General features: G+C 29.6%; 20 protein-coding genes. 18 read left to right on the top strand and 2 right to left on the bottom strand.

The window, feature by feature from the left end; all coding sequences use genetic code 11:
• Positions 1 to 4 precede the first annotated feature (4 nt).
• Positions 5 to 1,324 carry a cell division protein FtsA gene (gene ftsA, locus DZ65_RS0100325; RefSeq protein ID WP_024786725.1) on the bottom strand — a complete coding sequence of 440 codons (1,320 nt, stop codon included), beginning with the start codon at positions 1,322 to 1,324 and terminating at the stop codon, positions 5 to 7.
• Between the two features lie 10 nt (positions 1,325 to 1,334).
• Positions 1,335 to 2,774, bottom strand: a complete 1,440-nt coding sequence (locus DZ65_RS0100320; RefSeq protein WP_024786724.1) for a peptidylprolyl isomerase — start codon at positions 2,772 to 2,774, stop codon at positions 1,335 to 1,337.
• A 61-nt stretch (positions 2,775 to 2,835) separates the two neighbouring features.
• Here DZ65_RS0100320 and bioA point away from each other — a divergent pair, with 61 nt between their 5' ends.
• The 18 genes from bioA (at position 2,836) to dsrO (ending at position 19,357) form a co-directional block, all read left to right on the top strand.
• Entirely contained in the window at positions 2,836 to 4,290 is a 1,455-nt protein-coding gene (bioA, locus tag DZ65_RS0100315; protein WP_024786723.1) for an adenosylmethionine--8-amino-7-oxononanoate transaminase, read from the top strand.
• A 122-nt stretch (positions 4,291 to 4,412) separates the two neighbouring features.
• The gene (locus tag DZ65_RS09635) at positions 4,413 to 5,099 is read left to right on the top strand and encodes a GGDEF domain-containing protein (RefSeq protein ID WP_024786722.1); all 687 of its coding nucleotides are present in this window, start codon (positions 4,413 to 4,415) and stop codon (positions 5,097 to 5,099) included.
• A gap of 100 nt (positions 5,100 to 5,199) precedes the next feature.
• Positions 5,200 to 6,723: a hypothetical protein gene (locus tag DZ65_RS0100305; RefSeq protein WP_024786721.1), complete on the top strand. Its 1,524-nt coding sequence runs from the start codon at positions 5,200 to 5,202 to the stop codon at positions 6,721 to 6,723.
• Positions 6,724 to 6,757: 34 nt separating this feature from the next.
• Positions 6,758 to 7,639, top strand: a complete 882-nt coding sequence (gene htpX / locus DZ65_RS0100300) for a protease HtpX (protein WP_024786720.1) — start codon at positions 6,758 to 6,760, stop codon at positions 7,637 to 7,639.
• A 96-nt stretch (positions 7,640 to 7,735) separates the two neighbouring features.
• Positions 7,736 to 8,170: a Spy/CpxP family protein refolding chaperone gene (locus DZ65_RS0100295; RefSeq protein WP_024786719.1), complete on the top strand. Its 435-nt coding sequence runs from the start codon at positions 7,736 to 7,738 to the stop codon at positions 8,168 to 8,170.
• A 2-nt stretch (positions 8,171 to 8,172) separates the two neighbouring features.
• A complete protein-coding gene (locus tag DZ65_RS0100290) occupies positions 8,173 to 8,832 on the top strand; it encodes a response regulator transcription factor (protein ID WP_024790475.1) in 660 nt (219 codons plus the stop codon).
• Positions 8,829 to 9,908, top strand: a complete 1,080-nt coding sequence (locus tag DZ65_RS10790) for an ArsS family sensor histidine kinase (protein ID WP_024791097.1) — start codon at positions 8,829 to 8,831, stop codon at positions 9,906 to 9,908. Before DZ65_RS0100290 ends, DZ65_RS10790 begins: the two co-directional genes overlap by 4 nt.
• Before the next feature lie 69 nt (positions 9,909 to 9,977).
• Positions 9,978 to 10,538 (top strand): undecaprenyl-diphosphatase, encoded by a 561-nt coding sequence (locus DZ65_RS0100280; RefSeq protein WP_024786716.1) that lies wholly within the window; start codon positions 9,978 to 9,980, stop codon positions 10,536 to 10,538.
• 124 nt (positions 10,539 to 10,662) lie between these two features.
• Positions 10,663 to 11,037, top strand: coding sequence for a hypothetical protein (locus DZ65_RS0100275; RefSeq protein ID WP_024786715.1), 375 nt, complete (start codon positions 10,663 to 10,665; stop codon positions 11,035 to 11,037).
• Positions 11,025 to 11,621: a DedA family protein gene (locus DZ65_RS0100270; protein WP_024786714.1), complete on the top strand. Its 597-nt coding sequence runs from the start codon at positions 11,025 to 11,027 to the stop codon at positions 11,619 to 11,621. Before DZ65_RS0100275 ends, DZ65_RS0100270 begins: the two co-directional genes overlap by 13 nt.
• Positions 11,602 to 12,255, top strand: coding sequence for a response regulator transcription factor (locus DZ65_RS0100265; RefSeq protein ID WP_024786713.1), 654 nt, complete (start codon positions 11,602 to 11,604; stop codon positions 12,253 to 12,255). The genes DZ65_RS0100270 and DZ65_RS0100265 overlap by 20 nt, the downstream gene beginning before the upstream one ends.
• Positions 12,245 to 13,519 carry a HAMP domain-containing sensor histidine kinase gene (locus DZ65_RS0100260; protein ID WP_024788973.1) on the top strand — a complete coding sequence of 425 codons (1,275 nt, stop codon included), beginning with the start codon at positions 12,245 to 12,247 and terminating at the stop codon, positions 13,517 to 13,519. The genes DZ65_RS0100265 and DZ65_RS0100260 overlap by 11 nt, the downstream gene beginning before the upstream one ends.
• Before the next feature lie 112 nt (positions 13,520 to 13,631).
• A complete protein-coding gene (locus tag DZ65_RS0100255; protein ID WP_201767402.1) occupies positions 13,632 to 14,816 on the top strand; it encodes a TDT family transporter in 1,185 nt (394 codons plus the stop codon).
• 13 nt (positions 14,817 to 14,829) lie between these two features.
• Complete coding sequence (locus DZ65_RS0100250) at positions 14,830 to 15,162, top strand: DsrE family protein (protein ID WP_162147141.1); 333 nt, start codon at positions 14,830 to 14,832, stop codon at positions 15,160 to 15,162.
• Between the two features lie 15 nt (positions 15,163 to 15,177).
• Positions 15,178 to 15,945, top strand: coding sequence for a sulfite exporter TauE/SafE family protein (locus tag DZ65_RS0100245; RefSeq protein WP_024788972.1), 768 nt, complete (start codon positions 15,178 to 15,180; stop codon positions 15,943 to 15,945).
• Positions 15,946 to 16,098: 153 nt separating this feature from the next.
• The gene (locus tag DZ65_RS0100240) at positions 16,099 to 16,794 is read left to right on the top strand and encodes a response regulator transcription factor (RefSeq protein ID WP_051428137.1); all 696 of its coding nucleotides are present in this window, start codon (positions 16,099 to 16,101) and stop codon (positions 16,792 to 16,794) included.
• A 133-nt stretch (positions 16,795 to 16,927) separates the two neighbouring features.
• Positions 16,928 to 18,481, top strand: coding sequence for an ATP-binding protein (locus DZ65_RS10275; protein ID WP_024786708.1), 1,554 nt, complete (start codon positions 16,928 to 16,930; stop codon positions 18,479 to 18,481).
• A 75-nt stretch (positions 18,482 to 18,556) separates the two neighbouring features.
• Positions 18,557 to 19,357 (top strand): sulfate reduction electron transfer complex DsrMKJOP subunit DsrO, encoded by an 801-nt coding sequence (dsrO, locus tag DZ65_RS0100230; RefSeq protein WP_024786707.1) that lies wholly within the window; start codon positions 18,557 to 18,559, stop codon positions 19,355 to 19,357.
• Position 19,358: the final 1 nt, after the last annotated feature.

The raw sequence follows: 19,358 nt of genomic DNA, 5'->3' as shown, positions 1-19,358 counted from the left end.
CCCTTTAAAATAGATTATTTATCCAGTTGATAAATTTTTTGAATGGATTTGTTTTTTTGTTTACTTTTTTAACAATATCGGCTAATTCTTGTTTTTCATCTTTTTCATTTTTTTTGTTAAACAATTCTTCACTTTCTACTTTATTTGTTTTTTCGAGATCCAGGGAGTTGAAATTTTGATTTGAATCTTTTTCATATTTGTTATTTCCCCCGTTGGCATATAACAGCAGTCCGATTGCCGTAGAAAATTCTGGTGTTTTTAAATTTTTTACAAGACCTTCTATTTCTTTGGGATATCCTATTCTTACAGGCAAACCGTCAAAAAAGTTTGAAGCAATTTCTTTTACATTGTAAAAATTTGTAAACCCCCCGGTTAAAACAATACCTGTACCGATTTTGTCCTTGAGTTTCGAATCATCAATTTTTTTATTTAATAAAAGAAATGTTTCTTCAACCCTTGCGGAAATAACCTGGGTTATGGTTGAAATAGAGGCTTTTTGTTTTTCGTTTTCGTTTCCTATTACAGATATTTCTATTAAATCCTCCGAATTATTTACATAATCTTCAAAATCAAGTTTAATTTTTTCCGCATCTTTTAGTGTTGTATGAAGTGCGATGGATAAATCGTGGGTTATATGATGGCTTCCTATCGGAAGATAATCGGTGTAACTTAACGCCTTATTTACAAATACGGCTATATCACATGTTGCAGCCCCTATATCTATAACTCCCACACCCAGTTCTTTTTCGTCTTCTTTCAAAACTGCAAGAGAGCTTGCATAAGCGGAATTAACAATTTTATCAATTTTTAAACCGGCCAATTTAAATGTTTTTTTAAGATTATCAAGTCCGCTTTTTTGTGCTATTATAATATGAAGGGTTACTTCAAGCCTGCTTCCGCTCATTCCTATAGGATCTTCTATTTCACTTGAATCGTCCAATTTAAAATTATACGGAATAGCCTGAATAGGAACATAATCACTCGGAACAGCTGCATTTATCATTGCGCTGTTGATTGCCCTGTTAATTTCTTTTAATGTTACTTCTTTATTTGGAACATTGACTATGCCGTAACTTTTTATGCTTTTTGTGTATGCTCCGGATATAGATATTACAGCACTTGAAAGCTCTATGCCGGCAACTCTTTTTGCATCGTTTACCGCATTTTTAATTGCTTTACTGGCTTCTTCAATATTAGTGATAATACCTTTTTTTATACCGTTTGATTTAGATATTCCAACACCGCTGACGGTTAAATTACCGTTGTTTTCAGCTATTATTGCCGTTGTTTTAGAACTTCCCACATCTACAGCAAGTATCGCCAATTTAATTCCTTTATTTTACATAGCTTTTTATATGATATTTTTGCATTAATTCGTTAATTAAATCCTGAATAGCCTGAGTGTTAATCAGATTATCCGCGAATATTTTAACCTGTGCTTTGTTTTTTTCAAATTTAATTTTATCCAGCAACTTTTGTTCCAAAATTTTATAAACAACTGCTTTTTTAGGATTTTGGGACGGTATTAAAAAATATCCTTCAGGCTTTTTTGATAAAAAGAGATTAAATAAAAATTCTGTAGCTTCATCCGGTTTTAAACCTTTTATTTTAACGGCATCGTATTTTGTAACATATCCTATATTCCTGCCTTTAAAGTTTTTAAGTCTGTTTTTAGCTGTTTGAAGAAGTGCTTTTTTTGTTTTTATGTTCAATAATTCTTTTAAAACATAAGCTCTTGCTTTTATATACGGCATAGGGGAGGGTTTTATTTCTTCTATTAATAAAGCGCTGATATAAAAACTATTTTTTATAAACGGTTTTAAATATCCTGTTTTAATAAGTTCCTGCATTTTTTGCGGGGGAATTAAATTATTATTTATGCCCAATGTGTATAATTTATAATTGTTTGCCCCTTCTTTAAGTTTTTTATAAGCCAATATAGCTTCTCTTTTGGATTTTTGGGCCAAAAGTGCCTGTTTGACCTGGCTTTTTGCTTTTTCAAACGGCAATATTTCACCTTTTTCGTTTTTAAAATCATTTTTGTTGTTTTTATAATAATCTTTTAATTCTTTTTCGCTGACTTCGCCGGTGATAGGCGTTTTGACTATTGCAATTTTATACATTGGGGGTGTTTTGTATTTGTCTTTGTTTTTTTTCCAAAAAGCTCTTAACTCATCTTCACTTATATCCACTTTTATATTATTTTTATTTATTATTTGTATTGAAATATTGTCTGCATTATAAAGTGCGCTTGCGAGTGTCAGCAGTTCTGTATCTGAAGGTTTTAAATGTAATGCACTCATAAGCTTTCGGATTAAAAGTTTTTTTCTCAAATTATTTTCAAATTCTTTTGCTTTCAATCCGTTAATTTGAAGATATTTTTTATAAGTGTTGGTGTTTTTGAAGGTATCAATTATCGCTTTTGCCACTTCTTCATCTGTTACATAAAGTCCCAGATTTTTTGCATACGCCCTCAGAATTCCCTGCTCAAGCGCCATTTTAAAAGCCTGCTGTTTCAGACCCAATTTTTCGGCTGTTGCATCATCAAGTTTTCCCCCAAGCTGTTTATTTAAATCCATAAAAAGATTATTGTAAATTTCCTGGACATCCTGAATGTTAACTTTGGTATTTCCGTTTATTTCCGCAACCGTAGAAGATTTTGAACTTAAATTAAACTGTCCCCATCCTACAAATCCGGCCCCTATAAAAGCAATGGTGGCTATCCAGATGGTAATTACCAGCCATTTTCTGTGTGTCTGCATCCATTCAATCATTAACTGCCTTTTGTTTTTTGATATTATAATAAAAAAAAACATCCGAAAAAAGGGATTTTTAATGAAAAACAGAGAAATTATGAAAAAAGACTTAAAATACAACTGGCATCCGTGCACTCAAATGAAAGATCACGAATTTTTGCCGTTAATACCGATAAAAAAAGGTGAGGGTGTTTATTTGGAGGATTTCGAAGGAAACAGATATATTGACGCCATAAGCAGCTGGTGGGTTAATCTTTTTGGCCACAGCAATAATTATATTAACAAAAAAATTCAAAAACAGCTTGAAACGCTTGAACATGTAATTTTTGCAGGATTTACCCATCCCCAGGCCATAAGGCTCAGCGAAAGGCTTTGCAAACTGAGTGGGTTTGATAAGGTTTTTTATGCCGATAACGGAAGCTCTGCCGTGGAGGTTGCCATAAAAATGAGCTTTCATTACTGGAAAAACAGAGGTAAAACCAGACCTCTTTTTTTCTCTCTTGAGAATTCCTATCACGGTGAGACAATAGGAGCTTTAAGTGTGGGTGATGTGGGTCTTTACAAAGACACATATAAAGAAATTTTAATAAAAAACATGACTGTTCCGATTCCGAAAGACAAAAGCGAAGAGGAAACTAAAAAAGCTTTAGATAAAGCCAGAATAATTTTTGAAAAATATCATAAAAAAGTAAGTGCTTTAATTATAGAGCCTCTTATACAGTGTGCCGGATATATGAAAATGCATTCTCCTTCTTTTGTAAAAGGGCTTAAAAAACTGTGTGAAGAATTTAATATTCATTTTATTGCCGATGAAATTGCAGTCGGGTTTGGAAGAAGCGGGAACATGTTTGCCTGTGAGCAGGCCGGGATAAAGCCAGATTTTATGTGCTTAAGCAAGGGGCTTACAGGTGGCTATCTGCCTTTAAGCGTTGTACTTATTACCGATAAAATATATTCGGCTTTTTATTGTGACTATCAGGAATTAAAAGCATTTTTACATTCGCATTCGTATACTGCCAATGCCCTCGGGTGTGCGGCCGCCAATGCAACACTCGATATATTTGAGAACGGAAAGTGGATTGAAAGTAATGGAGAATGGGAACTTATAATGAAAAATGAAAAATGGAAAATGGAAAATGAGCTTTGCTCATCTGGCTACTTGAAGAGTTGCCATGATGAAAAATGGGAATTTGATGTTAAAAGTGAAAAGTGTAAAGTGAAAAATGAAAATTTGAGTATTTTAGAATACAATGAAATGATAAGCAAATATATATGGGATAGAATGCAGGAATTTAAAAAATTAAAAAATGTAAAAGAAATCCGTCAGACCGGGATGATTGGCGCAATAGAAATGATTGATTATCCATGGGAGAGGAGAATGGGCCTTAAAGTATATGAATACGGGTTAAAAAACGGAGTTTTACTCAGACCTCTTGGAAATGTAATATATTTTATGCCGCCTTATATTATAAAAAAAGAGGAAATAGACAAAATAATAAAAACCGCTTATGAAGGGATAAAAAATTTAGAGTAATATTATTATGTTAAAATAAGTCTTTAATGTTGTTTTTATAAACTTTAATTTTTAATATTATTTTAATTTTAATATGGTAATACTGTTTTTATTTTATGAAAAAGAGGGGGCTCAAATTTTCAATGAATTTCAATATAAAAATATCTGAATATAGAATTATTGCCGAACACTTTTTTTTAATTACTGTTTTATTAATAAACGCTTTTGTTTTTACACATAACAGAATTTCTTTTTTTATACAATTGTCTGTTGTGTTTATTATTATAATTCATCATTTTATAGGCTTGAAATTCACTAAGCAACTTTCCGGTCTTGCCCATTATGATATGTTAACCATGCTGCCTAACAGATATAAATTTATGTATGATGTGGAAAAATTGTTTTCCGTTGCTAAAAGAGGAAAATTATCATTCGCTTTAATTTTTTTTGATTTAGACGGTTTTAAAAATATTAATGACACTTTTGGGCATAAATATGGTGATGAAATATTAAAAAAAGTTGCTGATATTGTAAAACAGACCTTTTTACGATCAAACGATGCATACTGCAGATTGGGAGGGGATGAATTTTTAATTTTTACAATACCGTCTAATTTTGAATATTTTGAAAAATTTTTAAATATTCTTTTAGAAAAAATCAACAATATTAAGATAAAAGATAATTTTAAAATAGGAGCAAGTATAGGAGCCGTTTATGTAAGGAAACCTGCAAAAAATTTAAAACTTGAAAATTTTATTAAAACTGCGGATAAAATTATGTACGAGGTCAAAAAAACAGGCAAAAACGGTTATCTGATTAAAATTATCTGATTACAATTATATAATCACCTTTGAAATTTATTATATCCCCTTGGATTATTTCAACCATTTTCAACCTTTTTTATTATAATTATATTTAAAAAGGCCGATATTGATAAATATTAAAAATGCAATAAAAAAATCCCTTTTAAATCCTATCAGACATTTTAGAATTAAATATCTTCCTTTGCTTATGGTTTATTTTGCATACGGGGCTAGCGGAATAAGCGGGGTTGCCGAAACTTTCTGGGTAAAAGAGCAGCTGCATCTTTCAGCCGCTTCCTTAATTTCCCTTGGTGTTTGGCTCAGTATTCCCTGGACTATAAAAATGGTTTTCGGGCAGCTTGTGGACAGTATTTCGATTTTCGGCTCACAAAGAAGGGCTTATGTGTATATCGGCGCCGGTTTTATTGCAATGGGTACTGTTTTGTTAATAGGCCTTGCGGGAAATCACAGCTGGGCACAATTTAGCTCTAAAGACAATGTGTATATTATAGCTTCATTTTTAAGCGTTATAGGATTTGTCCTTCAGGATGTTGTGGCGGATACAATGAGCACCGAGGTTGTGGACAGAAACCAGCCTGAAGAAAAAGTGGAGGAAGAGCTCGCATATGTTCAGATTTTAGGAAGGCTTGCAATATCTTTGGCTGCAGTTTTGGTAGCGGGATTAAGCGGATGGCTTGCCGAGATTCTTCCTTATGAAAAAGTGTTTGAAATTGCTCTTTTAATACCTTTAATTTCGGTTACAGGAGTTACATTGGTCAAACTTGATGTTGCAAAACCGAGTCCGGTTAACTGTAAAATTTTATGCGGGGGGCTTATTTTTGCGGTGTTTGTTGTTTTAATGGGATATGCCGAATATCAAAAATGGGATAATAAAGTATTGGCTTTTCTTTTTAAACATTCCCAGGATATTATTTTTATTGTAAGTTTGGCTGTTATAAGTTATATGCTGAGTCTGGTTTTAAAAGACATAGATGAAATAAAAAGAAAATTTATTATAAAAACGGCAATTGTTATTTTTATTTACCGTGCAATGCCGAGTGTCGGTCCGGGGCTTCAGTGGTGGGAAATTGACGTATTACATTTTGATAAGGCTTTTTTTGGTACACTTGCGCAAATAGGCGCAATACTTTCAATATTGGGAATGTGGCTTTTCAGCGATTTTATTGCTAAAAAACCTGCCCATTACACGCTTTTGTGGCTTACAATTGTAACCACCATACTGTTTTTACCTATAATCGGACTTTATTATGGAATTCCCCAGGCAATGGGATTGGCTCCAAAAACTGTTGCAATTATAGATACCGCTGTTGAATCTCCGTTTGATCAGCTTAGTATGATACCCCTTTTGACACTGATTGCAATACATGCACCCGAAGGGAAAAGGGCAACATGGTTTGCGCTTATGGCAAGTCTTATGAATTTAGCTTTAACGGCTGGGGGAATACTCACGAAGTATTTGAATCAAATTTTTGTCGTAAGCAGGGAAGTAATTCAAAACGGTAAAGTCATAGTGCCGCAAGATTATTCGCAGCTTGGAATTTTAATGATAATAGTAACAGTTTTAAATGTTACAATTCCTACAGTTACTATCTATTATTTGATGATTAGAAAATCATTCAAAATTAACTGAATTTTTGTATAATTTAAAAAATTAAGGAGGAGAAATGGCAATTTTAATGCTTATTATTATGAACCTTGCCGTTATGGCTTCAATATATTTAACAATATTTATCATAGAAGCTGTTTTTCATATCAGGTTAGACCCGGGAACTGTGAGCGGACTCGCAGTTTTGGCGGTAATTGTTGGATTTAGCGGTAGTATAATTTCACTAATGCTATCTAAATGGCTTGCTAAAATGAGTGCTGGTGTTAGGGTGATTGAATCTCCTTCAAATGAAGCAGAGCAGTGGCTAATTAGCACTGTAGCAAAATTAGCAAATAAAGCAGGAATTCCGATGCCGGAAGTTGGTGTATTTGATGGACCTCCAAATGCATTTGCAACGGGACCCTCTAAAAGTAATGCTTTAGTAGCAGTTTCTACAAGTCTATTTGATATGATGGATACAAAAGAGATTGAAGGTGTATTAGCACACGAAATCAATCATATAAAAAACGGTGATATGGTTACTATGACGATAGTCCAGGGTGTTTTAAACTCAATTGTATTTTTCATTTCACGCCTGATAGCAAATATTGTTGCACCTAAAGATGAGGAAGGGAATGTAAATCCTTTTACATACATGGTGATTTCTTTTGCACTCGAGATGGTTTTAAGCATATTTGCCACAATGATTGCCATGTGGTTTAGCAGATACAGGGAATATAAAGCCGATGCCGGGGCAGTAAAAATAGACGGGCCGGAGGGAATTTATTATGCCTTAGCAAAACTCGGTGAAATTCCAAAAGAAAAAGTTGCGCTTCCTGCCGAAATGAAAGCTTTTGGAATTGTTGGGTTTTTAGGAGAACTTTTTGCTTCTCATCCCCCGATTGTGAAAAGGCTTGAGAATATAAAAAGGGTGGCAAGGGAACTCGGTTATAACGTATAATTTTTCTCTTGTTTACTTTCATTTACTTTCTATTTATTTTTTATTTACTTTAAAGGGTTATAATTTTTTTGTAAAAAAAATAAAAAGGAGTTTTCAATGAAAACAAAAAAACTAATTTCAGTGTTGGCAGCCGCTTTAATTACCTCATCAGCTTTTGCATTTGGACCTCAAAGTATGCAAAATCAAATGCAACCGATGCCTCCAAAACATAATATAAAAGACGGTAAAAAACATAAAAGAGGCAATTCTGTTATAGCAATGGTTATGAAACTCGATTTATCAAAAGAGCAAAGAACGAAAATAAGAGATATTATAAAAAATGCAAGATGCAACAGTGAAAATGTAAGTGATGCATTTACAAAAACATCTTTTAATAAAAGCAAATTTATTCAGATTTTGGAAAATAAAAAACAAAATGGAATAAAACAATATGCAGAACTTATTGAAAAAATTTATAACGTGTTAAACGATAATCAAAAAGAGCAGTTAAAACTTATGCTTGAAATGAGAAAATTAAAACAGTGCAGATAAAAATGATAAATGTTTTAATGATAGAAGACGACCCTGAATTTGCAGAATTTTTAGGGGAGTTTTTAGAAAAATACAATATTAAAATAACAAATTACCAAGACCCTTATATGGGCCTTGTTACTAATTTTTCAAATTATGATTTAGTGATTTTGGATTTGACTCTTCCCGGAATGGACGGTTTGGAAGTTTGTAAAGAAATAAGGAAAAAAAGTGATATTCCTATAATTATTTCAAGTGCAAGAAGCGATGTTGCCGATAAAGTTTTGGGGCTGGAGAGAGGAGCTGATTATTATCTTCCAAAACCGTACGACCCAAAAGAAATGTATGCCGTTATCATGAGTCTTTTAAGGAGAAGCGAAAAGAAAGAAATTATTAAAAAAAGTCTCTTTGATTACGATGAAAAAAAACAGATTATAAAATTTAAAGATAAAATACTGAATTTAACATATGCGGAATATGAAATATTACTCGTTTTAATTAAAAACAAAAACACCACACTCTCAAGAGAATATATCATTGAAAATTGTGAAACTTTAAACGACCCTTGCGGTAAAAGTTTGGATGTTATTATAGGAAGACTTAGAAAAAAATTAAATGACAATGCAAAAAATCCCAAATATATCTTTTCAATAAGAGGTATGGGATACAGGCTTAGCGAATGAAAATTAATCTTTCTTTAGAAAATAAATTACATATTTTTTTTATAATAATTTTAATTGTTATATCAACAGGCTTTTTTTTTATTCAAAAAGAGATAAAGCATAAAAACTATATAAAAACTATCAGGCGATATACACCCATAATAAAATATATACACAAGAATAGATTAAATTATAAAGAAAGTCTGGAATTATTGAACAGTATTGGATTTAAACAGGTAAAAAATTGTAGAAAATTTTTAAAAAAATATAATTTTAAAATTCACAGAAGAAATTTTAATCTCTTTTTTTATAAAGATAAAATTTATCTTTTTATTAGAACACCTTTTTTTGAAATTTGTGTACAAAAACCTTCTAATATACGAAAAACGGGTTATTTTTTATATGCGGTTTTTTTTATGTTTTTAATTATATTAATTTTTATATATTTTTTAATAATTAAAAATATAAGAGAAAAAGAGTTATTGCTTAATTCGCGCAATCTGTTTTTGAGAACAATAATGCATGAGCTTAAAACCCCTATTGCAAAAGGAAAAATAGTAAGCGAGTTGGTAAATGATGAAAAACAGAAAAAACGTTTAATTAAAATATTTGACAAATTAAATTATTTAATTAACGATTTTGCAAAAGCGGAACAGGTTATTTCAAAAAATTATCATTTAAATAAAACTAATTTTACATTAAAAGAGTTATCAGAAAAAGCTTTTTCGGTATATCTACTTGAAAAAAAAGAGATTGAAAATATAACAGTTTCAATAGATGAGAATACTAAAATAGAAGGAGATATAGAACTTTTGTCTTTGGCTTTAAAGAATCTTATTGATAACGGTTTAAAATATTCAAAAGACCATAAAATAATTATTAAACAGGTTAAAAACCGGCTATTGTTTATTTCAAAAGGGAATAGACTTCCAAAACCTTTAAAAAGTTATTTTAATCCCTTTCATAATGATATAAAAACGCATAATCACGGAATGGGGTTAGGGTTGTATATAGTTTTTTCAATTTTGAAGTTTCATAATATGAAATTAGATTACAGATATGAAAATGGACAAAATATTTTTATTATAGAGTTTTAGTTATGAATTAAAATATATTTTCATTTTCTTTTCATTCCCCCCGTTAAAATTCCTTAAAAAAGGAATTTAATGGGTATTAACAAAGAGTGGTTTTTAGATATTAATTCATTGGCGGGACATAATCATCTGTTAGATGAAATTATGATTTTAAGTGCTAAAATCACACCATTTATTTTTGCACTTATTTTAATTTATCTATGGTTTAGTAAAAGAAAAAACGAAGCTTTGTTTGGTTTTTATGCAGGAATGCTTGGACTTTTTATAAATTGGCTTATAAGTCTTGTTTATTTTCATCCAAGACCTTTTATGGTGCATTTAGGTACTATGCTTATACATCATAAACCTGAAAATTCTTTTCCATCAGACCATGCAACACTAACTTTTTCAATTGCATTTATGCTTTTAATGTTCAAATCTACAAGAATTATAGGAATTTTTGCTTTTTTAATGGCTTTTCTTTGTGGAATTGCAAGGGTATATGTCGGTGTTCACTGGCCTTTTGATATAATTGGGGGATTTTTTGTAGGATTAATTTCTGCAGTAATAATTTATTCATTAAAAGACAAACTGCAGAAATTAAATGATATTGCTATGTTTATATGGAATAAAATTTTAGGAGTTAAAAATTAAGAAAATAAAAAAATTTTTAGAATATCTTTTTTTCTTTTTATGGTTTTTATTTGAAGAAGTAGTTGTAAATTCGGCAAAAAAGCTTCTTTTATTTATAAAAAATTTTCATTTTTATGAAAGAATAATGCGATTTATTGAAAACAGCAATGATTTGGTTTTGCTTTTTTCTTTTGTATTTATAGTAATTCTTGCTGAAACCTCGGCTACAATAGGTGTTTTTTTAGCTGCCAAGGGCTTTGTAATTACAGGAAGTCTGTTTTATATTTTAAAAATAATTATTTATATTCCGAGTGTTGATATTTTTAAAAGAAATAAAGACAGGCTTATGAAATATAAAATTATTCAGTTTGGATATTTTCTGTATGAAAAGATAGAAAAAAATCCTCTGTTTTTAGAATTAAAAGAAAAATTCAAACAGCTTAAAGAAAAAATTGCTTTTTTTATAAAACCTTATAAAGAAAAATTTAAAAGTTTTTGGAGGAAAATGTGGAAGCAATAGTTCATTTTTTAGTTACAACCATCGGAAATTGGGGATATATTGGAATTTTTATATTAATGTTTTTAGAGAGCTCTTTTTTTCCCTTTCCAAGTGAAGTTGTTATGATACCTGCCGGGTATCTGGCTTACAAGGGGGATATGAATCTGTTTTTGGTTATTATTTCAGGAGTTTTAGGCTCGCTCAGCGGAGCGTGGTTTAATTATTTATTGGCAAGTAAGTTTGGCAGAAAATTTTTAGAAAAATTCATAAGCAAAGAAAAACTAAATAAACTTGATTATTTTTTTGAAAAACACGGTCATATTTCCACTTTTTCCGGAAGACTGATACCGGGTGTGAGGCAGTATATTTCTTTTCCTGCAGGACTTGCTAATATGAACGGAATTATTTTTAGTTTTTTTACAGCACTAGGAAGTCTTATTTGGATTTTGGTTTTAGTGGGACTTGGATATTTTATAGGTCAAAACCAGGAGCTTATTCATAAATATTTAAGAGAAATCACTGCCATTACACTGGTAATATTAGCAGTAATTATTTTTATTTATTATAAATATCAAAAGGCTAAAAATGAAAATTCTTTTGGTTGAAGATGATGAAAAAATTGTTTCTTTTTTAAAAAGGGGGCTTGAAGAAGAAGGTAAAAAAGTAGATTTTGCCCTTGACGGGGAAGAAGGGGAATATTTGGCAGAAATTAATAATTATGATTTGATTATTATAGACTGGATGTTGCCTAAAATGTCAGGAATTGAAATAATTGAGCATTTGAGAAAAGAAAAAATAAATACCCCGATTTTAATGCTTACTGCTAAAGGTGAACTCAGTGATAAAATAAAAGGTTTTAAAAGCGGGGCAGATGATTATTTAACAAAGCCTTTTGAATTTGAAGAATTATTAGTCAGAATAGAAGCACTTATCAGAAGAAATTTAAAAACATATCAAAATATATTAAAAATTAAAGATTTGGAAATAGATTTAAATACTAAGGAAGTTAAAAAAGACAATAAAATTATTAAGCTTACCGCAAAAGAGTATGAACTTCTTTTATTTATGATAAAAAACAAAAATGCTTATATATCAAATGAAAAAATAAAAGATGAACTATGGAGAGAAAAAGAATATATTGATAATAATGTAATTGCCGTTACAATGTATCATCTTAGAAAAAAAGTAGGGGATATTATCAAAAATTACAGAGGTTTAGGATACAGGCTTGAAGTTTAATTCTTTAAAAATAAAAATACTGTTATGGTTTGGGGCAGTTTTAATTATTATTATTTTTATTTTCAGCTTTTTGGCTGTATATTTTTTTAATAAATCCATTAAAGAATCAATTAAAAACAGGCTTTATAAAGAAGCAGTTTATATTGAAAATCACTTAAAAAATTTTTCTTATAACGAAAAGCTTACAAATCTTGAAGTTTTAATTTATCAAAATAACAAAATTATTTTTAAAAGCAAAAATTTTGATAAAAATATTGATTTTAATAAAACTTTTCAAGTTATAGATGAGGGAGAAAAATTAAGAGCTGTTTTTGTCTATAAAAACGGTGAGGATAAAATTATTTTAATAAAAAAGAATATTATTGATAAAGTTGAAAATTTAGAAGATACACTTTTAGTATTAGACCCTCTTTTAATTATAATTCTTTTGTTTTTTGCAAATAAAATGATTAATAAAATATTAGAGCCCGTTGAAAAAACAACCGAACTTGCAAAAAAAATCACTATTCAAAATTTAAATGAAACTCTGCCTATACCTAAAAATTATACAGAACTTCAAAATTTAGCCCTTGCGTTCAATGAAATGATAAAAAGATTAAATGAAGGAGCTAAAAAAATAGAAAGGTTTAATTCCGACGTTTCACATGAACTTAAAACTCCTTTGACAATAATAAAAGGTGAAATTGATTTAGCTTTAAGAAAAGAAAGAAATATTGATTATTATAAAAATGCATTAAAAAAAATAAATAATGAAATTTCAAATTTGCAAAAAATAATAAATTCGTTACTTTTACTTACAAAAAATTTAAATAATCAAAATAATAAGTTAATAGAACTTGATGATGTGTTATTGCAGGTATTAGAAAGATTTGAGGGTAAATTAAAAGAGAAAAATTTAAAACTTCATATTGAAAATTTTGAAAAAGTGCTTTTTACGGGTGATAAAAATTTAATATATGTAGTTTTTTCAAACCTTATAGAAAATGCAATTAAATATACACCTGAAAATAAAAATATTTATGTATCTTTATACCAAGATTCAAACATTCATTTTATTGTTGAAGATGAAGGAATAGGCATAAAAAAAGAAGAAATTTCAAAAATAACAGATGAATTTTACAGAATTGAAAAAAGCAGAAACAAAAAAACAGAAGGTTTTGGACTCGGGCTTTCGATTGTCAAAAAAATTGTTGAATTTTATAACGGAAAAATTATTATCAGCTCTGAAGTAAATAAAGACACCAAAGTAGAGGTTGTTTTTTAAAATATAAAATTAAAATATCTTATTTATTAAAAAAAATAATTATTTAATTTAATTTAATTAATTTTACTAATTATTAAATTTTATATATTATTACAAAAAAAAGGATATGAAAATGAATTTAAAACCTTTACAAAATAAAGGCTTATCAGAAGTAATTAGAGACTTCACACCAAACTGGTTTACTCTTAATATGGGTACCGGTATTGCTTTTTTGACATTACATAATATAAATACAAATATATTTTACGGCCAAACACAAATTGGTATTGGATTTTGGATAGTCGATATTCTTTTCTTTTTACTGTTTTCATTTTTAATGATTGCCAGGATAATTTTATATCCTGAAGCTATTGCTCTTATGTTAAAGCACCCCGTTCAATCTATGTTTTTAGGAGCTATACCTATGGCATTAGTCCCAATATTAGAAGGATTTGCTATATTTGGTCCACCAATAATGGGTGATAAAGCTTTGGATATAGCATTATATTTATGGTGGATTGATGTTATTTTAGCAGTAGGTGTAGGATGGTTAGTGCCTTATTTAATGTTTACAGTTCAAAAAGAACATAAATTGGAAAATATGACAGCTGTATGGCTTTTACCAATTGTAGCTTCTGAAGTTACCGCATCTGCAGGTGGAATGTTGGCTCCATATTTTCCAAATTCTATGGGTGAGACTATGCTTATATTAAGTTACATTTTATGGACATTTTCTGTACCATTGGCATTTTCAATATTGGTGATTTTATTTTTAAGGCTTGCAACTCATAAACTTCCTGATAAAGCAATGGCTGTTACCAGCTGGCTGACGTTGGGACCATTAGGAACAGGTGCACTTGGACTTTTATTACTTGGAAACAGTGCTAAAAGTGCATTAGCTGGTACAGGCTTAGAAGGAATATCTTCATTTTTATACGATTTTGGATTAATTATGGGATTGTTAATATGGGGATATGCATTATGGTGGTTTTTTATGGCTTGGTTTATAACATTAAAGTTTTTCAAAGAAGGACTGCCTTTTAATATGGGATGGTGGGGATTTACTTTCCCGGTAGGAGTTTTTACAGCGTCAACTTTTCAACTTTGGAAAGAAACAGGCATAAATGCATTTGAATATTTCGGAATGCTTTTAAGCGTACAGTTAATGGTGTTTTGGTTAATTATATTTGTAAAAACTATAAAAGGAATGTGGAGCGGATATCTATTCCATGCTCCTTGTTTATCTCCTGAAACCGGATTGCCAAAAGAAGAAGAGGAGTGTAAAAAGTTTGAACAAAATAAAAAAAAATATACATAAAAAGGATAATACTATGAAACAAGAAAAATGGGTAATGCAATTATTGGAACCGAGTCATTATGTGCATTTATTCAATATGTTACATGCAAATATGGAAGAAGTTGATATTAAGGTTGTAGTTGTTGGCGGGGCAGTGTTACCTGCATTTGCACACGGGCATTTAAAAGAAAAAATTGAAGAATTTGCAGCTAAGGGAGTAGATTTTAATTTTTGTATAAACAGTATGCATTTACTCGGATTAGATAGTAAAGATTTGCCTGAAGGGACATCAATTGCAAGTGAAGGCGGACTACAAGCCATTAATGCTTATAGAAAAGCCGGTTATACTTATTTTGTAGTGGCATAAAATCAAGAAATCTTTATGACTGATATTATTTTAGCATTAATAGGAGGTTTAATCTCAGGAGTTGCTTTAGGTTTAACAGGTGGAGGAGGGTCTATAATTGCTGTTCCTTTACTTGTATATTTAGTAGGGGAAGATATTCATTTAGCCATTATTACTTCGCTTATAGCTGTAGGTATAACCTCTCTTATTGCTTCTTTTTCTTATATTAAAGAGTTTCTTGTAAATTTTAAAATAGCATTTTTAATGGCAACACCAGGAATTATCAGTATATATCTTGGTTCATTGGCAAATAAAGTTCTAAAAGGACCTGATCTTTTAATTAGTTTTGCAATATTAATGATTTTTATAGGTTTTAAAATGACCAAACCAAAAAATCAAAAGATAAATAAAAAAACAACAGGAATTGATTATAAAAAGATATTAATTCTTGGTTTTATAACCGGTTTTGCCAGTGGTTTTTTTGGTGTAGGAGGAGGATTTTTACTTGTACCGGCATTATATATGGGAGCTAATTTAAAAATAAAAGAAGCTATTGCAACTTCATTGTTTATTATATTTTTGTTTGGAGTTTTTGGATTATTAAGTTATTTAATTCAAGGCAGAGAAATTGATTATAATATAAGTGCAGTTTTTGCAATAGGAGGTGCTTTAGGCGGATTTATCGGTGCATATTTTGCTAAAAAAATCAATCAGAATAGATTGCGTTTTATTTTTGCAGTTTTTACAATTATTATGGGTATAGGAATTTTTATTGAGAATATTATAAAGCTAACAAACATCTAAGTTTTATTTAATGTTTTATAAAAAAATATTAATTTTACTTAATGATTTATTGTACAGAAGAAGATGTTTTTTAGTAAAGAAATACAGAAGTTCTTTATTAAATTTTATGTATAATTATATCAAAAATAAAATTATACATTAGAGGGCTAAAAGATGAAAATAAATAATATTGACATATTAAATATATTGTCTGATAAAAAAGTTTTATATGCGGAAGATGAAGATGGAATACGAAATAAAGTTATTGATATTTTAGAGATATTTTTTGAAAGGGTGGTAGCTGTTTGTAATGGCAAAGAAGCTGTCGAGGAAATGAGTTTTGGAAATTATGATGTTTTAATATTTGATATTTGTATGCCAAATATGGATGGATTAGATGCTGTTAAAAAAATAAGAAAAAAAAATAAAAAAATTCCTGTCATTATATTATCTGCTCATACTGAACAAAATTATTTGTGGAGAGCAATTGAACTTAAAATTACAAAATTTTTAATAAAACCTTTCGATAAAAATAATTTCTTAAAAGCATTGGAAAAAGTAGCTTTAGAACTAGTTGATTACAATATGAACATAAAATTAAAAAATGGCTGTATTTATAATCCTGCAAAAAAAACAGTATCTTATGGTAATAAAAACATAAACTTATCTAAAAAAGAAAGCAGACTTTTGGAGTTTTTGATTCAAAATGCAAATAAAGTTGTGTCTTTTGATGAAATTTCCAATTATGTTTGGGAATATGAATATCCAAGCAAAGAAGCTGTCAAATCTCTTGTTAAAGAGATTAGAAGAAAGATAGGTTCCCAAAATATAAAAAATATATACAGCATAGGATATATATTTGAAATTTAAAAATTTATCAAGCTCCGTATCGGTAAAAACAAAAACCATTATACTTGTCCTGTTCGTTATCATTACCCTGTCCGTCATATTTTTTTCCATACGATATATAGATATAAAGAATTTTGCCAAAGCCAACCAGCAAATGGAGCTTAAAAAAGTAACGCACGTTTATAATGAAATATTAAAAAGAGTAAGAAAGTTTTATACGACAAGAGGATATGCCAACATAAATTCTTACGGGATAAAAAAAGCATTTGAAAAAAAAGATATAAAAGCGTTGCATGATTTAAGTCTTCCAAGATGGAAAATTATAACAAAAGAGAACAGATACTTAACAACTTTTGCTTTTTATGATAATAATGGAAAACTTTTGACATATTTTGGTCAAAAAGCACAGTTAAAACTTCCTTATATCAAAGGTAAAAAATTTCCATATGACGGCTTTTGGTATGGGGAGGGAAAGTTTTTTTATCATACCGTGTCTGAGGCAAGAGATAAAAACTCCAATATAATAGGATATGTTGTTTTTGTAATAGATCCCAGATATTTTCTATCTCAAATTAGAAAACTTATAGATATGGATGCATATATATATTATGACGGTTACGGGCAAAACCTCATTTTTTCATTACATGGAAACGATTATGTTAAAAAATTGATAAAAAATAAGAAACTATCCAATTTTAAAGAGATTAAGTTTAAAAAGAGAGATTATCTGACTTATATCATTAAAGGAAGAGGTATAAATAAAAAAAATGATTTTAAGATCATTTTTTTTCAGGATATTTCCAATTGGAGAATGATATTAAATAAAGCGATTTTACAAGGTGTTATAGGAATAATATTATTTATTATAGTTACTGCTGTAGTTATAAATTATGGTTTTGATATCATTTTAAGGCAACTCGATGAAGTAAATACAAAACTTGTAAATAGTCAAAAAGAGTTGCAAAAGTTAAATAAAAATTTACAGATTAGAGTGGAAAAGGAGATAAAAGAGAGGCTAAAAAAAGAGAGAGAAGTAAATGAAAAAGAGAGAATATTACTTCATCAAAGTAAATTAGCCAGTATGGGTGAAATGATAGGAAATATAGCTCACCAATGGAGGCAGCCTTTAACTGAACTGTCTTTAATTCTAATAAGTATGGAACTTCATTCTGAAAGAAACAATCTTACAAAAGAAAAATTTAAGTTAAAAATACAAGAAGCAAATGAAGCAATTGCATTTATGTCTAAAACAATAGATGATTTTAGAAATTTTTTTGTATCAAATCTTATAGAAAAAATAAAAAAACTTATAATAGCTTCACTGAAAAATAATAATATTAAGCTTGATATAGAAATAAAAGATGATTTTACATTAAACGGTTATCCAAATGAAATGGCTCAAGCGGTTTTAAATATCATTGTTAATGCTAAAGATGTAATTGTTCAAAGAGGTATACGAAATGGTAAAATACATGTAAAAACTTTCACAGAAAATTCAAACAAAATAATTCTTATTTCGGATAACGCAGGAGGAATAAAAGTTATTCCTATAGATAAAATTTTTGAACCATACTTTAGTACAAAGCACGCTAAAAGCGGTATTGGTATAGGATTATATATGACAAAGACTATTATTGAGAAAAACAATAATGGAAAACTTGAAGTTAAAAATGAAGATAAGGGAGCAGTTTTTACTATAATTTTTTAATAATGATTTAATTTTTCCCCCTGTTTTCCCCCTTTTTTGTTTTATAATTGTTTGAATTCTTAAAAAGGAGTAAATATGCCTAAAGAAAAATCAAGAAGGGATTTTATTAAAAAAGGAATTGCTTCAACAGCGGTTGCTATGGTAGCAGCATCTGACGCAAATGCTTTTTCTTTAAAAATCCCTGGTAGAGATAAAGATGACCCAAAATATATTGGTCAAAAAGGTAAACATTTTGTAATGGTTATAGATCTTAGAAAATGCATAGGTTGTCAAGCTTGTACAGCAGCATGTATGGTGGAAAATCAAGTTCCTAAAGGACAGCATAGAACGTATGTTCCCGAGATGGAGATTGGAGAATTTCCAGATGTTAGGAAAGGATTTTTGCCTCAACTATGTAATCATTGCGATGAGCCTTCTTGTGTAAGTGTTTGCCCAACAGGAGCAACATTTAAACGAGAAGATGGAATTGTTGTCGTTGATAATACTGTTTGTTGGGGGTGCGGATACTGTGTAGAAGCTTGTCCTTATGATAAACGATTTATCAATACAGAGACAAAAGTAGTAGATAAATGTAATTTTTGTGCACAAAGAGTTGATAAAGGGCTATTACCGGCATGTGTTGAAACATGTGTGGGGGGAGCAAGAATTTTTGGTGATTTGAATGATAAAAATTCAGAAGTTTCAAAGCTTTTTAATACTTATTCACACGATGTTTTAAAACCTGAACAAGGCAATAAACCCCAGGTGTTTTATATTGGTTTGGATGATCGACTTGTAGAAGTTTTGGATGCGACGCCTGTCCTTGATGATTGGGTGCGTTCTAAATTAAAAATTTTAGAAAAAGAATGGGTTATTTATCCAGAAAAAGGAGTGTAAA

The organism is Lebetimonas sp. JS032, assembly GCF_000523315.1.
Lineage (GTDB): Bacteria > Campylobacterota > Campylobacteria > Campylobacterales > Nautiliaceae > Lebetimonas.
Note: the sequence above shows the minus strand (reverse complement) of the source record. Positions and strands in the feature narration are given on the sequence as shown.